This window comes from Actinosynnema sp. NPDC091369 (assembly GCF_044757065.1).
In the GTDB taxonomy this organism is placed as follows: domain Bacteria; phylum Actinomycetota; class Actinomycetes; order Mycobacteriales; family Pseudonocardiaceae; genus Actinosynnema.
This window is the reverse complement of the sequence record NZ_JBIVUG010000002.1, coordinates 1-14,785: the sequence shown is the minus strand read 5'-3', so window position 1 is coordinate 14,785 and position 14,785 is coordinate 1. Positions and strand designations below refer to the sequence as shown.

The following is a 14,785-nucleotide window of genomic DNA, read 5'->3' as shown; positions in this document are numbered from 1 at the left end:
TGGCGGCCACCCACACCCGGTCCGGGGGCGGTCAGGCAGCGGCGGCGGTGCAGGCGGATGCCGCGGCTGGGGCGGCCATCGCCGTGGTCGTCACGGGTGGGCCGGCGTTTGCCGGGCGGGTGCCGGAGCAGTAGTGGGACGACACCTCGCCGTCGGCGGAGTCGCCGAACGCGAACACCAGGTACGACTCGCCGACGTAGAGCGAGAGCCCGCACATGGACCCGGCGTAGTTGGTCGTCACGGTCACGGTGGCCGGCACGTCGCCCTTGTACTCCTGGTCGACCTGCACGGTGTACGCGCGCAGGTCGTCCCAGACGTAGTCGGGCTTGCCGCGCTCCAGGACGGTGGACGCGGACACGTAGCCGCTGAACACGTGGTCGGCCCGTGCGTAGCGCTGTGGTTCGGTGTCATAGGGCAGACAACTGCACGCACTGGCGGTACCGGTGAGGACGGCGGCGGACAAGACGGCCGTCAGCACCACGGCACCGGTGGCGTGAGCGAGAAAACGCAGGCGCGCCAATGAAAGCTCCCCTGGTCGGGTGAACGGTGGCGGTGCTCATCCAGCGTATCGGTCGACGCTCCGGCAGGCATTCACCCAGCTGCCACTTCGCCGACATCGCAGCCTCGACCTCTGCGGACGACCCGTCCGCGCGGATTGCGGGCGACCTACAACCGGCGTCACGGGGTGGTGCACGTGCTCGCCGCACTCGACCTCGCCACGGGGAAGACCCACTACCGGATCCGGCGCCGCAAACGCCACCGCGAGTTCCTCGACCTGCTCAAGGCCCTGCACGCCGGGTGGCCCGACCAGCGGCTCTACCTGGTCATGGACAACTCCTCCCCACATCGACACCCCGATGTCGGCGAGTGGGCCGCCGACAACGACGCCGAACCGGTGTTCCCGCCGACCTGCTCCAGCTGCTCCAGCTGGATCGAGGCCGAGTTCGCCGCCCTGCGCTACTTCGCCTTCAACAGCACCGACCACCGCAGCCACGCCCAACAGAACGCCGCCATCACCTCGTTCACCCACCGGCGCAACGCCCGAGCCGAACCCAAGACCGGCTTCGCCACCGACTCACCCTCCTGGACCCATCACCCGACCAAGGCTGCGTGACAAGTCACTCAGCCCTTTTCCCACCTCCCGAGCAACAGTGGCCCAGGGGCAACAGGGGTGCACGTGGCGGTGGCGGGAAGGTGCAGAAGCCCCTGGTGGGATCGCGATCATCGAGATCAGCGCTCGCCACCAGGGGCTCCGTGTGCTTGTCCATCGCTCTGCCCTGAACGCGTCCACCAACCACAGAACCATCTCGTGAGACTGGTGGAGACGCTCACCGTGTCGGCCGGTCAGGAAGTGGTGTCTCCTGGCCCCACGTGACTGCTACCGGCAGTCACCGCGCGCTGCGGTCGCAGCCGACGACGGCGTGCTCTCCCGCTGTGCGTGGAGATCCACACCCAGGCTCTTCACGGGTATTCCTCGGGTATCACAGGCTCAGTGCCCGGAAGCGGTCCCGGTTGGCGGACGCCCAGGTGCTGAACGGCTGTAGTCCCGGGTTGAGGTCCCGCAGCCAGTCGAAGTCGATCTGTGTCAGGTCCTTCTCGGCATTGATGAAGTACTGGAACATGTTGGCCACTTCGCCGGCGTCGGGCATGCCCGAGTGGGCCAGTGCGGCCGGGTCAACCGGGACATAGCGCACGGGTTCGCCGAGCGCCTCGGCAATTCCGGCGGCGAAGTCCTCTCCGGCGCACAGGTCACTCGCGATGGGCACCGTGCGGCCGACGAGGGTGTCGCCCCTGCGGAAGATCGCGTACACGGTGTGCCCGACGTCCTCGACGGTGCCACTGACCACCTGGGCGGAGCCGATCGGCATCGCCAGCACGATGGTGCCGTCTTCGGCGCGCCGCGGGGCGTTGAAGGTGAACAGGGACTCGTAGTACATCGGTGCGGTGACGAAAGTGGTGGGGACACCCGCGTCGAGGAAGAACGCGTTCGCCTCGGCCTTGCCGTCGGCGTGCGGCACGGTGTAACCGGCTTCCTGGCGGGGAGCGTCCGGCAGGTAGGGCCGAGTGTCAGCCAGCGTGGACCAGACGACGTGCCGCAGGCCGGTCGCGGCGGCCGCGCGGGCTGCGTTCCCGGCCTGTCCTTGTTCACGTTCGGTCCGGGAGTTCCAGGCCGAATCCGCGGTCGGCGGCTCCCACCAGTTCGTTACCACGAACGCACCGTGGGCGCCGTCGAAAGCACGACGCAGGCTTGCCTCGTCGTCCAGATCAGCCTCGACGACCTCGATCCCCAAGGCGAGGAGCTCCTCGGCCTTCTCCTTGTTCCGGGTCACCGCGCGGGCGACGAACCCACCGGTGGGATCAGCCGCGATCGCGCGCACGACGCTGCCGCCCTGACTCCCCGTCGCACCCAGCACGGTGATGATGCGCTTCTCGCCCATCGTGGCCCACTTCTCTAGGTTGATGTGTCAAGCTAGACGGTAGACAGGTTCTGCTTGACGTGTCAATCCCGCTTGTAGACTGATCGCCATGGTTGCTGACCCCTCGCTCGACGACACCCAGCAGGACACGTGGCGGGGCTACCTGAGGATGGTCCGAGAACTCGACCGCCACCTGCGCCAGCACCTTCAGCGCGAGTGCGGCATGTCGGTACCCGAGTACGAGCTGCTCGCGCGCCTCTCCGAAGCCCCTGGACGCCGTTTGCCGGTAGCCACCCTCGCCGAGAGCACCGGCTGGGAGCCGAGCCGCCTGTCCCACCAACTGGCCCGGACCGGTAAGCGCGGCCTGATCAGCCGCGTGACCTCGGCACACACCCGCTACCCCGACGTCGTCCTGACCGAAGAGGGCTTCGCTCTCATTGCCGCGGCTGCCCCCGCGCACATCCGAGCTGTCCAGTCACTGTTCTTCGAGCCCTTGGGCCAGGACGGACAGTCGGCCCTCGACGCCATCACCCGGAAGATCCTCAGCGGCCTTGACGTCCACCAGGCCGGCGACTGCTCCCTGCGGACGGACGCACCTGAGGAGCAGGGCGACTCACCCACCGAGGACATCGACAGCTGAGCGAACCCGGTCGACAGCGCGGATCTCCATGCTGAGCCCAGCACGCTGGACCACGACGGATCGTGCTCCGACTCCTGGCGCTGCGGCCGCCGCTCGTGGAACCCGGGCCACAGCGAGCCCGTTCAGTGGGGCTCAACCAGCGAGGATGAGTACCTGGACGGTCTGCACGAGTGCAGTGGCCCGGCGCGAGCCACAGCGCTGCTCGCGCAGAAACCTCCAGCTCTTGAGCGCGGCGCCGGCCCGCTCGCCCGGTGTGCGCTGGGCCGCGTGAGCGGCGTTGACCATGCACTGAGCCCTTTTTGCCCGGCGGTGACCTCGTAGTTCTGTAGCACGTGGATGGCTTTGGCCAGTCGACCGGCGCGGCGGGGGCAGCAGCGGAGCTTGCGGAGGATGCGCCAGGTCTTGAGTTGGGCGTTGGCACGTTCGCCAGGACCGCGTAGGCGGGCATGGGCGCGGTTGGCTTCCTCCTGGGACTCGGGTTTGTTCCCTTGTACGGGGTGATCACCTGGTGGCCGGTCTGGTCGTAGCCGTGGTAGCTCTTGTCGGCCAAGGCGATCGGTCCGGCGTCGCGCAGCGCGGCGAGGATGTTCCAGATCCGGGCGGCCGCGGTGTCATGGGTGCTGCCCGGCAGTTGGCCTGACACCCACAGGATCGTGCCGTCGGGTGGGGTTGACCCGTTTTGACGGACAGGGTCGACGGGTGTGGTCAGGCTACCCGGTCCACCGGGTGGTGCCGGGTGGCTTCGTAGGCGGGGGGTATTGGCAGCCCTTGTCGGCGTGGAAGATCACCCCGGGATCGGGGCGGCGGTGGCGCACGGCGTTGTCCAGGGCCTGGGCGACGAGGTCGGTGCGCAGGTGGTCCGCGGTGGCCCAGCCGACCACCTTCCGGGGACCCGCGTCCCCTGATCTCGGATGTCCGTCAAAACGGGTCAGGCCCAGGGTGTGTCGGCGGCGGATGGGTGCGCACTGGGTGCATGGGGCGTTCCGGTTGTCGGCGCCGTCATGGTCACCACAGCACCCGCCCGCGTCCGGTCGACGAAATTGGCATTGCGCCGGTTCGGTCCCGCCCGCCTGCCGCCGTGGGGCGGCGTCGCCGGCAGTCCGGGTGATCGGTGTTCCGGCGGTTCGATCAGGGCCGGTGTTCCCGTCGGCAGTCATTCGACCAGTGGGGGAGCTTTCGACGTCCACGGTCTCGATGTGCGCTTCTTTACCTCGGCACCGTGTCGTGTCGTGGGCCGACCTGCGTGGTTCGGGAGGGGCGGTTGGGCGCACTCGTGGGGTGGTCAGCCTCGGTAGGCCGGTTTCATGATGGGTTTGGGCAGGTTGGCTCGGCTGTGCGCCGCGGCGCCGAGCCGCTCGACGAGCTCACCGCTCAGCCAGCCGCCGATCGCGCCGACCAGGACCCCGGTGGAGGCGAGGGCGAGCGCGGGGCCGGTGGCCTGCCAGGCGGGCTGCTCGGCCCTGAGCAGCCAGCTGCTCGCGAACAGCGTCAGCATGACGACGTTGGTGAGGGCTTGGAGCCGGCCGACCTGTCGAACGGGGCTGCGGGGCGGGGTGGACACGGACCACTCGATCCACGCCGCCGCTGTGCTGAGGATTCCCATCACCACTCCGGCGGCGATGAGGTGGGCCGCGGTCGCGTCGAATCCGGTGCGGTGGGTGAGGATGCGCAGCAGGTCGAACCCGACGGCGGTGGTCAGCAGGCCGGGAGGTGAGATGACGAGGATCGGCTGTGCGGCACAGCGCGCGATCCGGACACCGTGGCGCACGGTCGCCCACCTCCTCGGAACGGTTCGTCACACGGCTTCCCGTCGCTCGCGGTTTCAGTCCATCTAAGGTGGAACAAGGCCCGACCGGGTGACACCTGACTTCGGCCCGTGACCAAGTCGCGGGACCGCGACACCGGACGGTGGGTCGGCGTCCGCCGATGGCTCGACGGGAGCGCCGCCGCGGCGAACGACCTGAGCGGTCCGTTCGGCGCGACGCCGACCAGGCCGCTGATCTGCGGCACGCGACAGAGGTGCCTGCTGCGCGCGACGGTGAGCCGGACGTGTCGGGCGTGTTCGAAGAGGAGGTCGATGCCTGCGCTGTCGAGGTGGGTGATCTCGCGGAGGTCGACCACGAGTGCGGTCGCGCCCGAGGTGGCGGCGTCGGTCAGCGCCTGCCGGAGGTTGGGGCGCGGTGGCGAAGTCGATCTCTCCCCGGACGACGAGGTCGGTGGTGCCGCCCGGGTGTCCGAGCAGCGTGGTGGTCAGCTCATCGGTCGTGGGGGAGTCCTCTCCGCATCGTGACCGTCCGCCGTGCGGCCGATGTCCACGGTGTCCACCGCCCGCCGCTGCCCTCGTGGGAGCGGACCTCCGTCGAGCGCACCCGGTGGAAGCGCCGGAACGGCTCGGGCGGCCTGAAGCCTGCCTGGTCACCTTGACGGCGGTGGAAGGGCGGCGGTTCGGGCGTGTCCTGGTCGACTGGTGGGCGGCTGCTTAGGGGAACCGGTAGCGGCACGGGGGGCGTGAGGTGTGAACCGTTCAGGGGATGGGGATGCGGCCCCAGACGACTTTGCCGCGGTCCTCGTGGCGGACGCCCCAGTCGTTGCAGATCGTCTCGACCATCTTCATGCCGTTGCCCCTTTCAGGGCTGATGCTGGAGGAGCCGACGACCGGGGTGCGGTCGGGGGTGGCGTCGCGGGCCTCGACGACGAGTTCGGGTCCGCGGTCGGGGTGGACTTCCCGGCGAAGCAGCAGGTGTCGGGGGTGGTCGGCGTGGTCGCAGGCGTTGGACGCCAGCTCCGTAGCCACCAGCTGCACGTCCACGATGAAGTCCTCGTCACACGCGTGCAGTACCTCGCCGATACGGTCGCGCACGGTGGCGAGGTCGTCGCAGTGCACCGGGGTGTCGACCGCAACCTGGCCTGTGGTCCGGCCGGCGTCGGCCTGACCGTCAGCGCTGCGCTGGTCGTGCGGGATCGTCGCCGCGTCACGTGACCCGGTCACGCTGTCCGTGGTCGGAGTGTCTCCTGCGGTGAGGTTCGAACGGGCATCGTTCATCGGATGGGGTTCCCCGAAACCTGTGCAACCCATACGCGGTGGGGCCAATCGGTTCACCATCGAACTCGGGTGTCATGCGAACAGGTGTTCGCAACCGCTCGTGGACCCTCGTGTCCGCCCGTGTCGTCGACAGGTTCCGGGAGGGCGTCGACGGCAAGGAGGAGGGCCGAGGCGCGAGCGGGTCGTCCCGATGTCACTCGTTGGCGGTTGATGCGGGCTTGGCGGCCTTGCTCGATCGCGCGAAGCTTCAAGCGGGTGAGGCGGTGTCCGGGTCGGCGCCGTTGTCGGCGTGGCGTTCGGTCCGGTTGGTCCCGTGCCAGTCCAGGCAGAGCACGGTGGCGTCGTCCTGGAGGTGGTCGCCGCAGGCGTGGCGCACGGCCCTGGTCATCGCCCGCACCACCTCTCTGATGTGGAGTTCCTGGGTGTCGCGGAGCAGCGCCGGCAGGTCGGCGTCGGCGGCGTCGCGTTCGAATGTGCCGTCGGTGACGAGCAACAGCCGGTCACCGGGGCGCAGGTCGAGCCGCTGCACCCGGTACCGGTGCGGCAGGACGCCGAAGAGCAGGTCGATCTCCAGTTCGACCGGTCGCACCACGCCGTCGCGCAGCAGCAGCGGTGCGGGATGACCGGCGTTGACCAGGTCGACCCGGCCTTCGTGCAGGTCCACGCGCAGCAGCAACCCCGTCGCCAGCGATCCCCCGCTGTGGTCGAGCAGTGCCTGGTTGGCCTGCCGTGCCTGCTCGGCGAGGTCGTGGCCTGCTCGGCGGGCCCTGCGCAGCGCGCCGACCAGCAGGGTCGCGGTCAGCGCCGAGGCCACGTCATGACCGACGGCGTCGGTCATCGACAGGTGGAGGGTGTCGTGGTCCAGGGTGTAGTCGTAGGTGTCGCCGCCGATGTCGTCGGCGGGTACCAAGGCGCCTGCGACGGTGAACTGGGCGGCTTCACAGCAGGACGCCGTGGGCAGCAGTTGGTGCTGGATCTCGGCGGCCAGGCTCATCGTGGTGGTGCGACGGCCGGTGTGGTAGAGGTCGGTGAACCGGCGGTCGGTGACGATGACGTAGGCCAGCGCGTGCGCGGCCTCCCCCAATTGCGCCAGCTTGCCCTCGTCCAGTGAAGGCACGGTCACCTCCAGCACGCCGACGCAGTCGCCGCGGTTGGTCACCGGCAGCACCACCCGCACCCCGTCGCCGTCCTGCTCCTGCCACGGCCGCTGGGTGCGCAGCACCTCCTCGTAGGCACTGCCCCGCAGGCTGACGCTGTCCGCGCTGTCTCCGCTGAGGCCCTGCGTGGTCGACGTCAACCGCACCAGCCGTTCGTCGACCAGGTCCACCAGCAGGAACGACACGTCGAACGCCTCGAACCGCTTCGCCAGGTCGCGGGCGACCACCTCGACCGACTCCACCGGCGGTGCGCTTTCGGCCGCCGCCAGCACGTCACCCGATCCCAACACGCCACCGTCCATGGCAACCTCCGACCACTCGGAGCCCACCCAACCACAGATCACATCGTCCGGACGCGGTACGCAGCTCTCCAGCGCGGCGGTCGCCCGCCGATGGCGCAGCCCACGGGAAACGCACTCCAGGGGAGGGCGAGCGGTACGGCGTCGAGGCGAGCTGCGCCGGGGACTGCCCGATCCGGAGGTGACCTGCCTAGGCGCCGCGGAGAAGCGCTTGCTCGCGACCAACCGCCGGCACACCGTAGAACTGGAGCCCTCCGCCGACGGCCGGCGACTGGTCTGGCGCCCGCAGCTCGAACTCGACGGCTACCTGCACCACCACCGGCTGCACGGTCTGCCGACCCTGCCCGGTGCGTGGATCGCCGAACTCGCGGTGGCGGCCGCTCTGCGCGACGGGCGCGACGACACGCCGGTCGAGGTGGCGGGACTGGTCTTCCACGCGCCGATCAGGCTCTTCGGGCAACCGGACCGGTCCTACCACGTCGACGTGTCCGAAGACGTGGGCCGTGCGACGCGGATCAGCGTGCTGGGCGACCTCGTCGTGCCGGACGGCCGCGTGGTCCGGCGCGACCGCCCGCACGCCGAGGCGGTCGTGCTCTTCGATGGACGACGCCCCGTGCCGGAGGCGGCCCACCACCGCCTGGCCGGAGAGTTGCCCGAGGTTGATTTCCGCTACGCCCCCACCGGGCCGGTGGCGCTCGACGGACCGTTCGCCTGCCTGGCAGGTGTACGCGCGGGCGAAGGACGGGCCTCGGCATCGTTCCGCCCGCACCTGGACAGCTGGACCGAACGGCTCGCCGGCCTGCACCTGCCGGTGCTGCTGATCGACGCGCTGGTCCAGTGCTCGCTCATCGCCGCCCGCCCGCCCGCCCGACCACGACCACCTGCCGATACCGACGGCGGTGGAGCGGGTAGCCCTCTTCACCGGTGACAACGACGTCGAACTGCTGGCGCGACACGGCACCGGCGTCACCGTCGCCGACGCCGACGGTGCCACGGCCCTCGCGCCCGACGGCACCCCCTTGGTGGCCCTGACCGGTGTGCGGGCCGTCGACACCGCGCCACGAGGCAAGGAGCTGCATGGTGTCACCGGTTGACGACGACTTCCGCGGTCTCTTGGCCGAGCTGTTCCGGCACGAGGCGTTCCAGCCTCGGAGCGGCCTGGACTACCGGCAGCGCTGCGAGCTGACCTACACCCGGCTGCGCGTCGTCGGCGAGCACCTGCCCCCGGGCAGCGCTCTGCTGCGGGACCTGCCCCGCCTGTTCACCGCGTTGGAGTGGACCGCCGTCGCCGACCCGCCGGTGTTCCTGGCCCTGACGCTGCACGTGTGCCTCAGCCTGGGTGCCCTGGTCGAGTTCGGGGGCGACGGCGCGCAGAACCACGTCCGTGAACTCGACGACATGTCGGCCTTCGGCGCCCTGCTGGTGACCGAAGCCGGGCGGGGCAACAGCCACCTGGGCATCCGCACCGTGGCCGACTACGACGCCACCACCGAGCAGTTCGTGCTGCGCACACCCGACAGCGCGGCGCGGAAGTTCATGCCCAACGTCGGGCTCGCCGGAGCACCCAAGACCGGCGTCGTGTACGCCAGACTGCGGGTGCGGGGCCGTGATCACGGCGTCTTCCCGTTCGTGGCGCGGATCCGCACCGCGGACGGCCTCGCGCCCGGCGTCCGGGTGACCGCGTTGCCGGAGGCGCCCATGCTCCCCTTGGACTACGCGTTGATCGAGTTCGACAGCCTCCGGCTACCCCGCACGGCGCTGTTGTCGGACGACACCCGCCTCGACGCCGACGGGACGCTGCACGACCCCCTTGAGCACCCCGAGCGCCGTCTCCGGCGCTCGCTGGACATCCGGCACAACGCCTGGATCGCGTCGGCAGCGGCGCTGGCCGCGGTCACCAGGGTGGGCGTGGTCACCGCGCTGCGGTACGCGCAGACACGTGTGACGGTGTCCCCGTTCACCTCGGAGCGGCCCGTGCTGGACCACCGAGCGCAGCAACGCCCTCTCTTCGGCGCCCTGTCCACGACGTACGCGCTGACCTGCCTGGTCGATCGCGTCAAAACCGCGCGCGTCAGATCGGCGGCCGGCCTGCCGGTCGACGTGGAGGGCTCCGCCTGGCTGCCGGGCCCCGGGCTGAACCGCACGTACGGCCTGGTCAAGGCAGTGGCCAACGAGGTGGCCGAGCGGGTGATCACCACGTGCGGCCTGCGGTGCGGAGCTCATGGCGCGTTCACCTCGGGCCGGTGGGTCGACTACCAGGGCATGGCGCACATGCTCGGGCCCGCGGCAGGGGACAGCTACCTCATCACGCTGGAGGCCGCGCGTGCCATGGCGGCCGGCGACCACTACGCCCCTCCGCTTCCGGAGGAGGGGCGAACCGACGACGCGGACTTGTCCGCCCCGCCGCTGTGGCTCGTCCTCGTCCGCGCCAGGGAACGCGTCCTGCACGAAAGACTGGTCGACGCCCTCCGGCTGGCTCGTCGCCGAGGGCAGACTGGCTTCGACGCCTGGAACAACAGGAGCTTGGGAGGGAAGGAACTCGTGGAAGCCCACGTTGCGCGCCTCCTGGTCGAAGCCGTGCTCGACTCGGTCGAGAGCCTTCCGGCGGTCGCGATCGAGGCCGGGCGTGCGCTGGCCGCCATGCACGCCTTGGACGAGGTGGCCGCGCATGCCGACTTCTACCTCTGCGAAGGGCTGCTCACGGTGGCCCAGGTCCGCCGGCTCGACGAGGCGAGCAACGGGCTTTGTGAACGGGTGGCACCGGCCCTGCGGGTACTGCACGATTTGCTCGACGTGCCCGAGGAGTTGCTCGGGCTGTCTTCTTCCGCCCGTATTCCATCTCATGATGCCGTGGCGTCACCGGACCTTCGAACGGAGGATTCCGGACTCGGGACGTGAAGTGAGAGGATGACATCACCGCAGTGCAGGCGGGAATCGATTCCATGCGGTTCGGATCGGGACGTTCGCGGGGTGATCCGTGGTCTCACCTTCGTCCGGCGGATCCGGTTCGGACGATGAGCAGGTCCTGCTGGACCTGCTGCATTCCGTGCGAGCCCACCGGCACCGGACCGTGAAGCTCCTCATACAGGTGGAAGAGCTGATCGTCCGGCGCCTCGTCCGAGGTTGGGAGAAGTATCCGGACCTCGTCTGCGAAACTTGCTACGAGAAGTTGACGCCGCGTGAGAGGAACGTCGCCGACTTGCTGCGGAAAGGTATGTCGAACAGGATGATCGCGCGTTCGCTGGACATCTCGGAGCAAACGGCCAAGAATCACCTCCACTCGATTTTCCGCAAGCTGGGCGTGGCAGACCGGACGCAGGCCGTGATCGCGCTCATGTGCGGCATCAAAACGGACACGCCGGAGTCGTGATCAACGGGGAGTCGGGCGTGGTGCACCACCGAGATGTCACCTTCGCGTCAGGGGACGCCGTCTGCGCTGCGGTCCTCTACCTCCCGGACCGGCAGAGGGGCGACGTCGCCTGCGTCGTGATGGCCAGCGGCTACAGCGGCACCCGCGACCTCGGGCTGCCCGCTTACGCCGAGCGGTTCGCCTCGAACGGGATGGCGGTGCTGGCGTTCGACTACGCGGGGTTCGGATCCAGCACCGGCAAGCCACGCCTGCTGGTCGACCCGCGACGCCAGGCCGACGACTACCGGGCGGCGATCAGGTGCGCGCGATCCACTGCCGGCATCGATCCCGAGCGGATCGTGCTGTGGGGAGTCTCCCTGGGCGGCGGACACGTGCTGGAAGTGGCCGCGGACGACGCCCGGATCGTGGCGGTCATCGCCCTGACCCCCTTCGTCGGCATGACCTCCGACGTGGCGCTGCGGCGACCGCTCGAAACGGCGCGACTGCTCACCGCGGGGTTGCTCGATGCCGCGCGGAGCCGACTCGGGTTGTCACCCGTCATGATCCCGGTGATCGGCGAACCCGGTCGCACGGCACTGGTGCGCGACACCACGGACCGCCGGGTGCTGCTCCGGCTGGCCCAAGACGCGCCGGCGTGGCGCAACCAGATCAGAGCACGGGGCCTGCTGGGGTTGCTGCGGTACCGCCCGGGGAGTTCCGCGTCGCGGTTGACCACTCCGTTGCTCGTCGGCATCGCGCTGCAAGACGCGGTCGTCTCGTCCGCCGACGCGGCGGCCACGGCGGTAAGCGCACCACACGGCCAACTGCGCCGCTACGCCGGAAGCCACTTCGACTGCTTCGAGAACCCCACGTTCGAGTCGGCTGTCGAAGACCAGGTCGCCTTCCTCCGGCGACACGTCCCCCACCCGAGGCCGTGAGCCGGCGACGAGCACGGCCCGGCGTTCTCCGTTCGGCACGGTGATCAGCTGGTGTTCCCCGCCGGAACTCCGCCTATCAGAGCTGGTGTGGGTGGATGACGCGGATCGGACTGCGGTGCGGATCGTGCTCGCGTGCGCGGATGGCCTGTCCGACAAGCGGATCGCCGAGGGTTCGAGGGTTCACCCCACGAAGGTGACGAAGTGGCGCACGAGGTTTCTCGAGCACCGCCTGGACGGTCTGACCGATGAGGCGCGGCCGGGCCGTCCGCCGTCGATCCCGTTCGCAGTTCGTCCCATGTCCGCAGCCGCGGCGGGGTTTGGTAGGTGAGGGCCTGGTCGACGCGGGCGAGCATTCGTCGGTGGGCTGCCGGGTCGTACCGGATGATGGTGGCGATGCGCCACCAGTGGTCGAGCACGTCGCGCTGCTCGGCGTGAGCCGCACGTGCAGGTCGTCGTGGAGTTCCTCCTGGTGACCCTGTTGCCGCGGCCCGGCCGCCGGTACGTCACCACACCGGGCGATTGCGGGCGGCGGCACCGGGCCATGTGGGGTCTGGATTTCCCACCTCGGTGAAGGAGGACGTCGTGCGCGGGAAGTCGACGTGGGGACCGTGCGCCAAACCTCGGCCATCACATCCAGTGAACCTGTCACGGAACGTGTCCTCGTCGTGGACGTGTGCCGCTAGCTTGGGACCGTTCAGGTACCCGTGCGGAGGTGGCGGATGACGGCCGAGGTGCCGCTGGGACCGGGATCGGCCACGTGGGAACGACTCGGGCAGTGGCGGCTGCTGCTGGTGATGCACCGGTCGCTGGTGCTGCAGGCCGCCCATCCGGCGATCGGCGCCGCCGTGAGCCGCTTCTCCGTCTACAACGCCCACCCGTGGCGGCGGTTGATCCGCACGGTGGACAGCCTGCAGACCTACGTCTACGGCAGCGCGTCGGAGCAACGCCGCGAACTGGCCCGGCTCGAGCGCCTGCACCGCCGGATGCAGGGCACCGACGACCACGGCCGGGCGTTCACCGCCGCGGACGTGCCGGCGCGGGCGTGGGTGCACCTGACCCTGTTCGACTCGGTGCTGACCATGCAGCGGCTGGGAGGGGATCCCCTGTCCGCCGAGGAGACCGGCCGCTTCTACGACGAGTGGCGAGGTCTCGGACGGGTCTTCGGCCTGGCCGAGGACGACATGCCCGCCACACCCGAGGAGTTCCGCGACTACTTCGACCGCACGGTCGCCGACGTGCTGGAGGACAACGCGACGGTCCGCGACCTGCTGTCGGGCAGCATCCACCGCGTCCCGCCACCGCCCGGCCTGCCGATCCCCGCGCTGGTCTGGGCGCCGCTGCGGCACCTGCTGGTCTCCGCCGCCGTCCAGGCCACCGTCGCCACGCTGCCCGAGACCTACCGCCAACGCCTGCGCCTGACCGTGGTCCCCGGCGCGGAACTGCTCGTGACCGGCGTGCACCACGCGGCGCGCCTGGCCGCCGACCTGCTGCCCAAGCCGTGGCGCTACCTGCCGCTGGCCTCCGCGTCGATCAGGGCCGCCGCCACCCCGCGGTCCCGGGTCGAGCTCACCCCGGAGTCGTTCTTCACCACCGTCTTGGACCAGACCGGGGACGGCGTGCTGCGGTGGAGCGACCTGCTGGCCATGGCGCGTGAGCTCAGCTCCCACCTCGACCTCGACGAGGACGACGAGACCATCATCCACGACGCCTTCCAGTCCTGGTGGTCGCAACTGCTCACCGCCACCGGCACCCCGCGCGACGGCGCCGTCACCTTCGCCGCCTACCGCACGGCCCTCGCCGAGAACCGCTACCCCGGCCCACCCGACCCCGAACGCGGTTACGGCGCCGTCGCCGCCGCGATCCGCCACCTGATCGACCGCGACGCCAACGGCGAGGTCCGCCAGGTCGAGTACAGCCGCCTGCTCGACCACAGCCCCCGCCGCCACGAACTCATCGCCGCCCTGCACGACCTGGACCACAACGCCGACGGCACCCTGAACAGCGACGAATTCGAGACGGCCGTCCAGCACTTCCTCACCGGCCACCGCGACCTGCCCGCCGCCCGCACCCTCCTCGGCCGCACCTGACCCACACGGGCCTGGAACGGTCGAGGTGGGTGAGCACGCCGTTCGCTGTCGTCCGGCCAGCGCCGCGCTCGCCGCCCGCGTGTCCGGGTGCCTGCACCGGCACGCGCTGCACAGCAGTCCCGTGGCCGGTCGGGCTATCACCTGACGGACGTGTCCGCAGTCGGTGCGGGCTTTCCGTCGCGCGGTGCAGGCCACAGGATCTGCCAGACGGTGGAGGCGGCGACTGTGATGCCGAGAACGAGCAGCTCGCCCTGGATGCGGCGGTAGCCCCAGCCCAGATTCTCGTGTGCCAGGCTCAGCACCAGGAGGCGGATCGAGCGGAAGGTTCGTGGGCGGCCGGGACGCTTGGGACGGGATCCGGCTGCATGACGGCGGGCAAGGAGGTCGCGACTTCACCCCGGATGTTGGACACGGGGTTATGCGGCGTGGGTCAGCGTAGCCGGTGTTGGTAGCAGGCTGTTCTCGTAGTCGATCGGGGACATCTGGCCGAGGTGGGAGTGGCGTCGTCGGGTGTTGTAGCGGTGTGCCCAGCCGAACACCGTCAGGCGTGCTTCCCTTGCACTGCCCCAACTCTGGGCGCCTTGGAGGGTTTCGCGTTTGAAGGAGGCATTGGGACCGTCGACCTCCCGTCGAGGACCGAAGGGGTCGTGCACCTACGGGATTTCTTCGACGGCAGTCCGATCGCGACGATCAGCGGCATCGACAGCATGATCAACGCCGTGGAATTCGCCCCGGACGGCACACTGCTCGTCACGACCACGGGACTTCACCCCGGATGTTGGACACGGGGTTATGCGGCTGAGGTCAGCGTAGCCGGTGTCGGGGTGAGGGTGTTCTCGTAGTCGATCGGGGATG

16 protein-coding genes and 3 pseudogenes are annotated in these 14,785 nt (G+C 69.9%); 9 read left to right on the top strand and 10 right to left on the bottom strand.

Annotation, left to right across the window (positions count from 1 at the left end; translation table 11 throughout):
* Positions 1-31: 31 nt before the first annotated feature.
* A complete protein-coding gene (locus tag ACIQMJ_RS08455; protein WP_499760287.1) occupies positions 32-478 on the bottom strand; it encodes a hypothetical protein in 447 nt (148 codons plus the stop codon).
* A gap of 111 nt (positions 479-589) precedes the next feature.
* Here ACIQMJ_RS08455 and ACIQMJ_RS08450 point away from each other — a divergent pair, with 111 nt between their 5' ends.
* Positions 590-1,114, top strand: a complete 525-nt coding sequence (locus ACIQMJ_RS08450) for a transposase (RefSeq protein WP_499761049.1) — start codon at positions 590-592, stop codon at positions 1,112-1,114.
* 367 nt (positions 1,115-1,481) lie between these two features.
* Here the strand turns inward: ACIQMJ_RS08450 and ACIQMJ_RS08445 are convergent, their stop codons facing one another.
* Positions 1,482-2,438, bottom strand: coding sequence for an NmrA/HSCARG family protein (locus ACIQMJ_RS08445; protein WP_499760286.1), 957 nt, complete (start codon positions 2,436-2,438; stop codon positions 1,482-1,484).
* Positions 2,439-2,526: 88 nt separating this feature from the next.
* On the opposite strand from ACIQMJ_RS08445, the gene ACIQMJ_RS08440 reads away from it, so the two are divergent.
* On the top strand, positions 2,527-3,057 hold the full coding sequence (locus ACIQMJ_RS08440) for a MarR family winged helix-turn-helix transcriptional regulator (protein WP_499760285.1): 531 nt from the start codon (positions 2,527-2,529) through the stop codon (positions 3,055-3,057).
* A 302-nt stretch (positions 3,058-3,359) separates the two neighbouring features.
* Here the strand turns inward: ACIQMJ_RS08440 and ACIQMJ_RS08435 are convergent.
* The 5 genes and pseudogenes from ACIQMJ_RS08435 to ACIQMJ_RS08415 all read right to left on the bottom strand — a co-directional run.
* Positions 3,360-3,721 (bottom strand): annotated as a pseudogene (locus ACIQMJ_RS08435) (transposase family protein); the annotation flags it as partial.
* Between the two features lie 46 nt (positions 3,722-3,767).
* A complete protein-coding gene (locus ACIQMJ_RS08430; protein ID WP_499760284.1) occupies positions 3,768-3,938 on the bottom strand; it encodes a hypothetical protein in 171 nt (56 codons plus the stop codon).
* Between the two features lie 401 nt (positions 3,939-4,339).
* The gene (locus ACIQMJ_RS08425) at positions 4,340-4,825 is read right to left on the bottom strand and encodes a DUF2231 domain-containing protein (RefSeq protein ID WP_499760283.1); all 486 of its coding nucleotides are present in this window, start codon (positions 4,823-4,825) and stop codon (positions 4,340-4,342) included.
* 756 nt (positions 4,826-5,581) lie between these two features.
* Positions 5,582-6,046 carry an ATP-binding protein gene (locus tag ACIQMJ_RS08420; RefSeq protein ID WP_499760282.1) on the bottom strand — a complete coding sequence of 155 codons (465 nt, stop codon included), beginning with the start codon at positions 6,044-6,046 and terminating at the stop codon, positions 5,582-5,584.
* A 301-nt stretch (positions 6,047-6,347) separates the two neighbouring features.
* Positions 6,348-7,559, bottom strand: coding sequence for a PP2C family protein-serine/threonine phosphatase (locus tag ACIQMJ_RS08415; RefSeq protein WP_499760281.1), 1,212 nt, complete (start codon positions 7,557-7,559; stop codon positions 6,348-6,350).
* A 208-nt stretch (positions 7,560-7,767) separates the two neighbouring features.
* On the opposite strand from ACIQMJ_RS08415, the gene ACIQMJ_RS08410 reads away from it, so the two are divergent.
* From ACIQMJ_RS08410 to ACIQMJ_RS08385, 6 genes are all read left to right on the top strand, one after another.
* Positions 7,768-8,484 (top strand): hotdog family protein, encoded by a 717-nt coding sequence (locus ACIQMJ_RS08410; protein ID WP_499760280.1) that lies wholly within the window; start codon positions 7,768-7,770, stop codon positions 8,482-8,484.
* On the top strand, positions 8,456-8,650 hold the full coding sequence (locus tag ACIQMJ_RS08405; RefSeq protein ID WP_499760279.1) for a hypothetical protein: 195 nt from the start codon (positions 8,456-8,458) through the stop codon (positions 8,648-8,650). Before ACIQMJ_RS08410 ends, ACIQMJ_RS08405 begins: the two co-directional genes overlap by 29 nt.
* The gene (locus ACIQMJ_RS08400; protein WP_499760278.1) at positions 8,634-10,454 is read left to right on the top strand and encodes an acyl-CoA dehydrogenase family protein; all 1,821 of its coding nucleotides are present in this window, start codon (positions 8,634-8,636) and stop codon (positions 10,452-10,454) included. Before ACIQMJ_RS08405 ends, ACIQMJ_RS08400 begins: the two co-directional genes overlap by 17 nt.
* Positions 10,455-10,533: 79 nt before the next feature.
* Complete coding sequence (locus tag ACIQMJ_RS08395; RefSeq protein WP_499760277.1) at positions 10,534-10,926, top strand: LuxR family transcriptional regulator; 393 nt, start codon at positions 10,534-10,536, stop codon at positions 10,924-10,926.
* Positions 10,923-11,843, top strand: a complete 921-nt coding sequence (locus ACIQMJ_RS08390) for an alpha/beta hydrolase (protein WP_499760276.1) — start codon at positions 10,923-10,925, stop codon at positions 11,841-11,843. The genes ACIQMJ_RS08395 and ACIQMJ_RS08390 overlap by 4 nt, the downstream gene beginning before the upstream one ends.
* A 91-nt stretch (positions 11,844-11,934) precedes the next feature.
* Positions 11,935-12,171 carry a helix-turn-helix domain-containing protein gene (locus ACIQMJ_RS08385; protein WP_499760275.1) on the top strand — a complete coding sequence of 79 codons (237 nt, stop codon included), beginning with the start codon at positions 11,935-11,937 and terminating at the stop codon, positions 12,169-12,171.
* A gap of 10 nt (positions 12,172-12,181) precedes the next feature.
* Here ACIQMJ_RS08385 and ACIQMJ_RS08380 read toward each other — a convergent pair.
* A pseudogene (locus ACIQMJ_RS08380) lies at positions 12,182-12,259 on the bottom strand (hypothetical protein); the annotation flags it as partial.
* Positions 12,260-12,562: 303 nt separating this feature from the next.
* Between ACIQMJ_RS08380 and ACIQMJ_RS08375 the strand changes: the two are divergent.
* Positions 12,563-13,930: an oxygenase MpaB family protein gene (locus ACIQMJ_RS08375; RefSeq protein ID WP_499760274.1), complete on the top strand. Its 1,368-nt coding sequence runs from the start codon at positions 12,563-12,565 to the stop codon at positions 13,928-13,930.
* A 137-nt stretch (positions 13,931-14,067) separates the two neighbouring features.
* On the opposite strand, the gene ACIQMJ_RS08370 is transcribed toward ACIQMJ_RS08375, so the two are convergent.
* Positions 14,068-14,232, bottom strand: a complete 165-nt coding sequence (locus ACIQMJ_RS08370; protein WP_499760273.1) for a hypothetical protein — start codon at positions 14,230-14,232, stop codon at positions 14,068-14,070.
* 114 nt (positions 14,233-14,346) lie between these two features.
* A pseudogene (locus ACIQMJ_RS08365) lies at positions 14,347-14,541 on the bottom strand (integrase core domain-containing protein); the annotation flags it as partial.
* Positions 14,542-14,785: the final 244 nt, after the last annotated feature.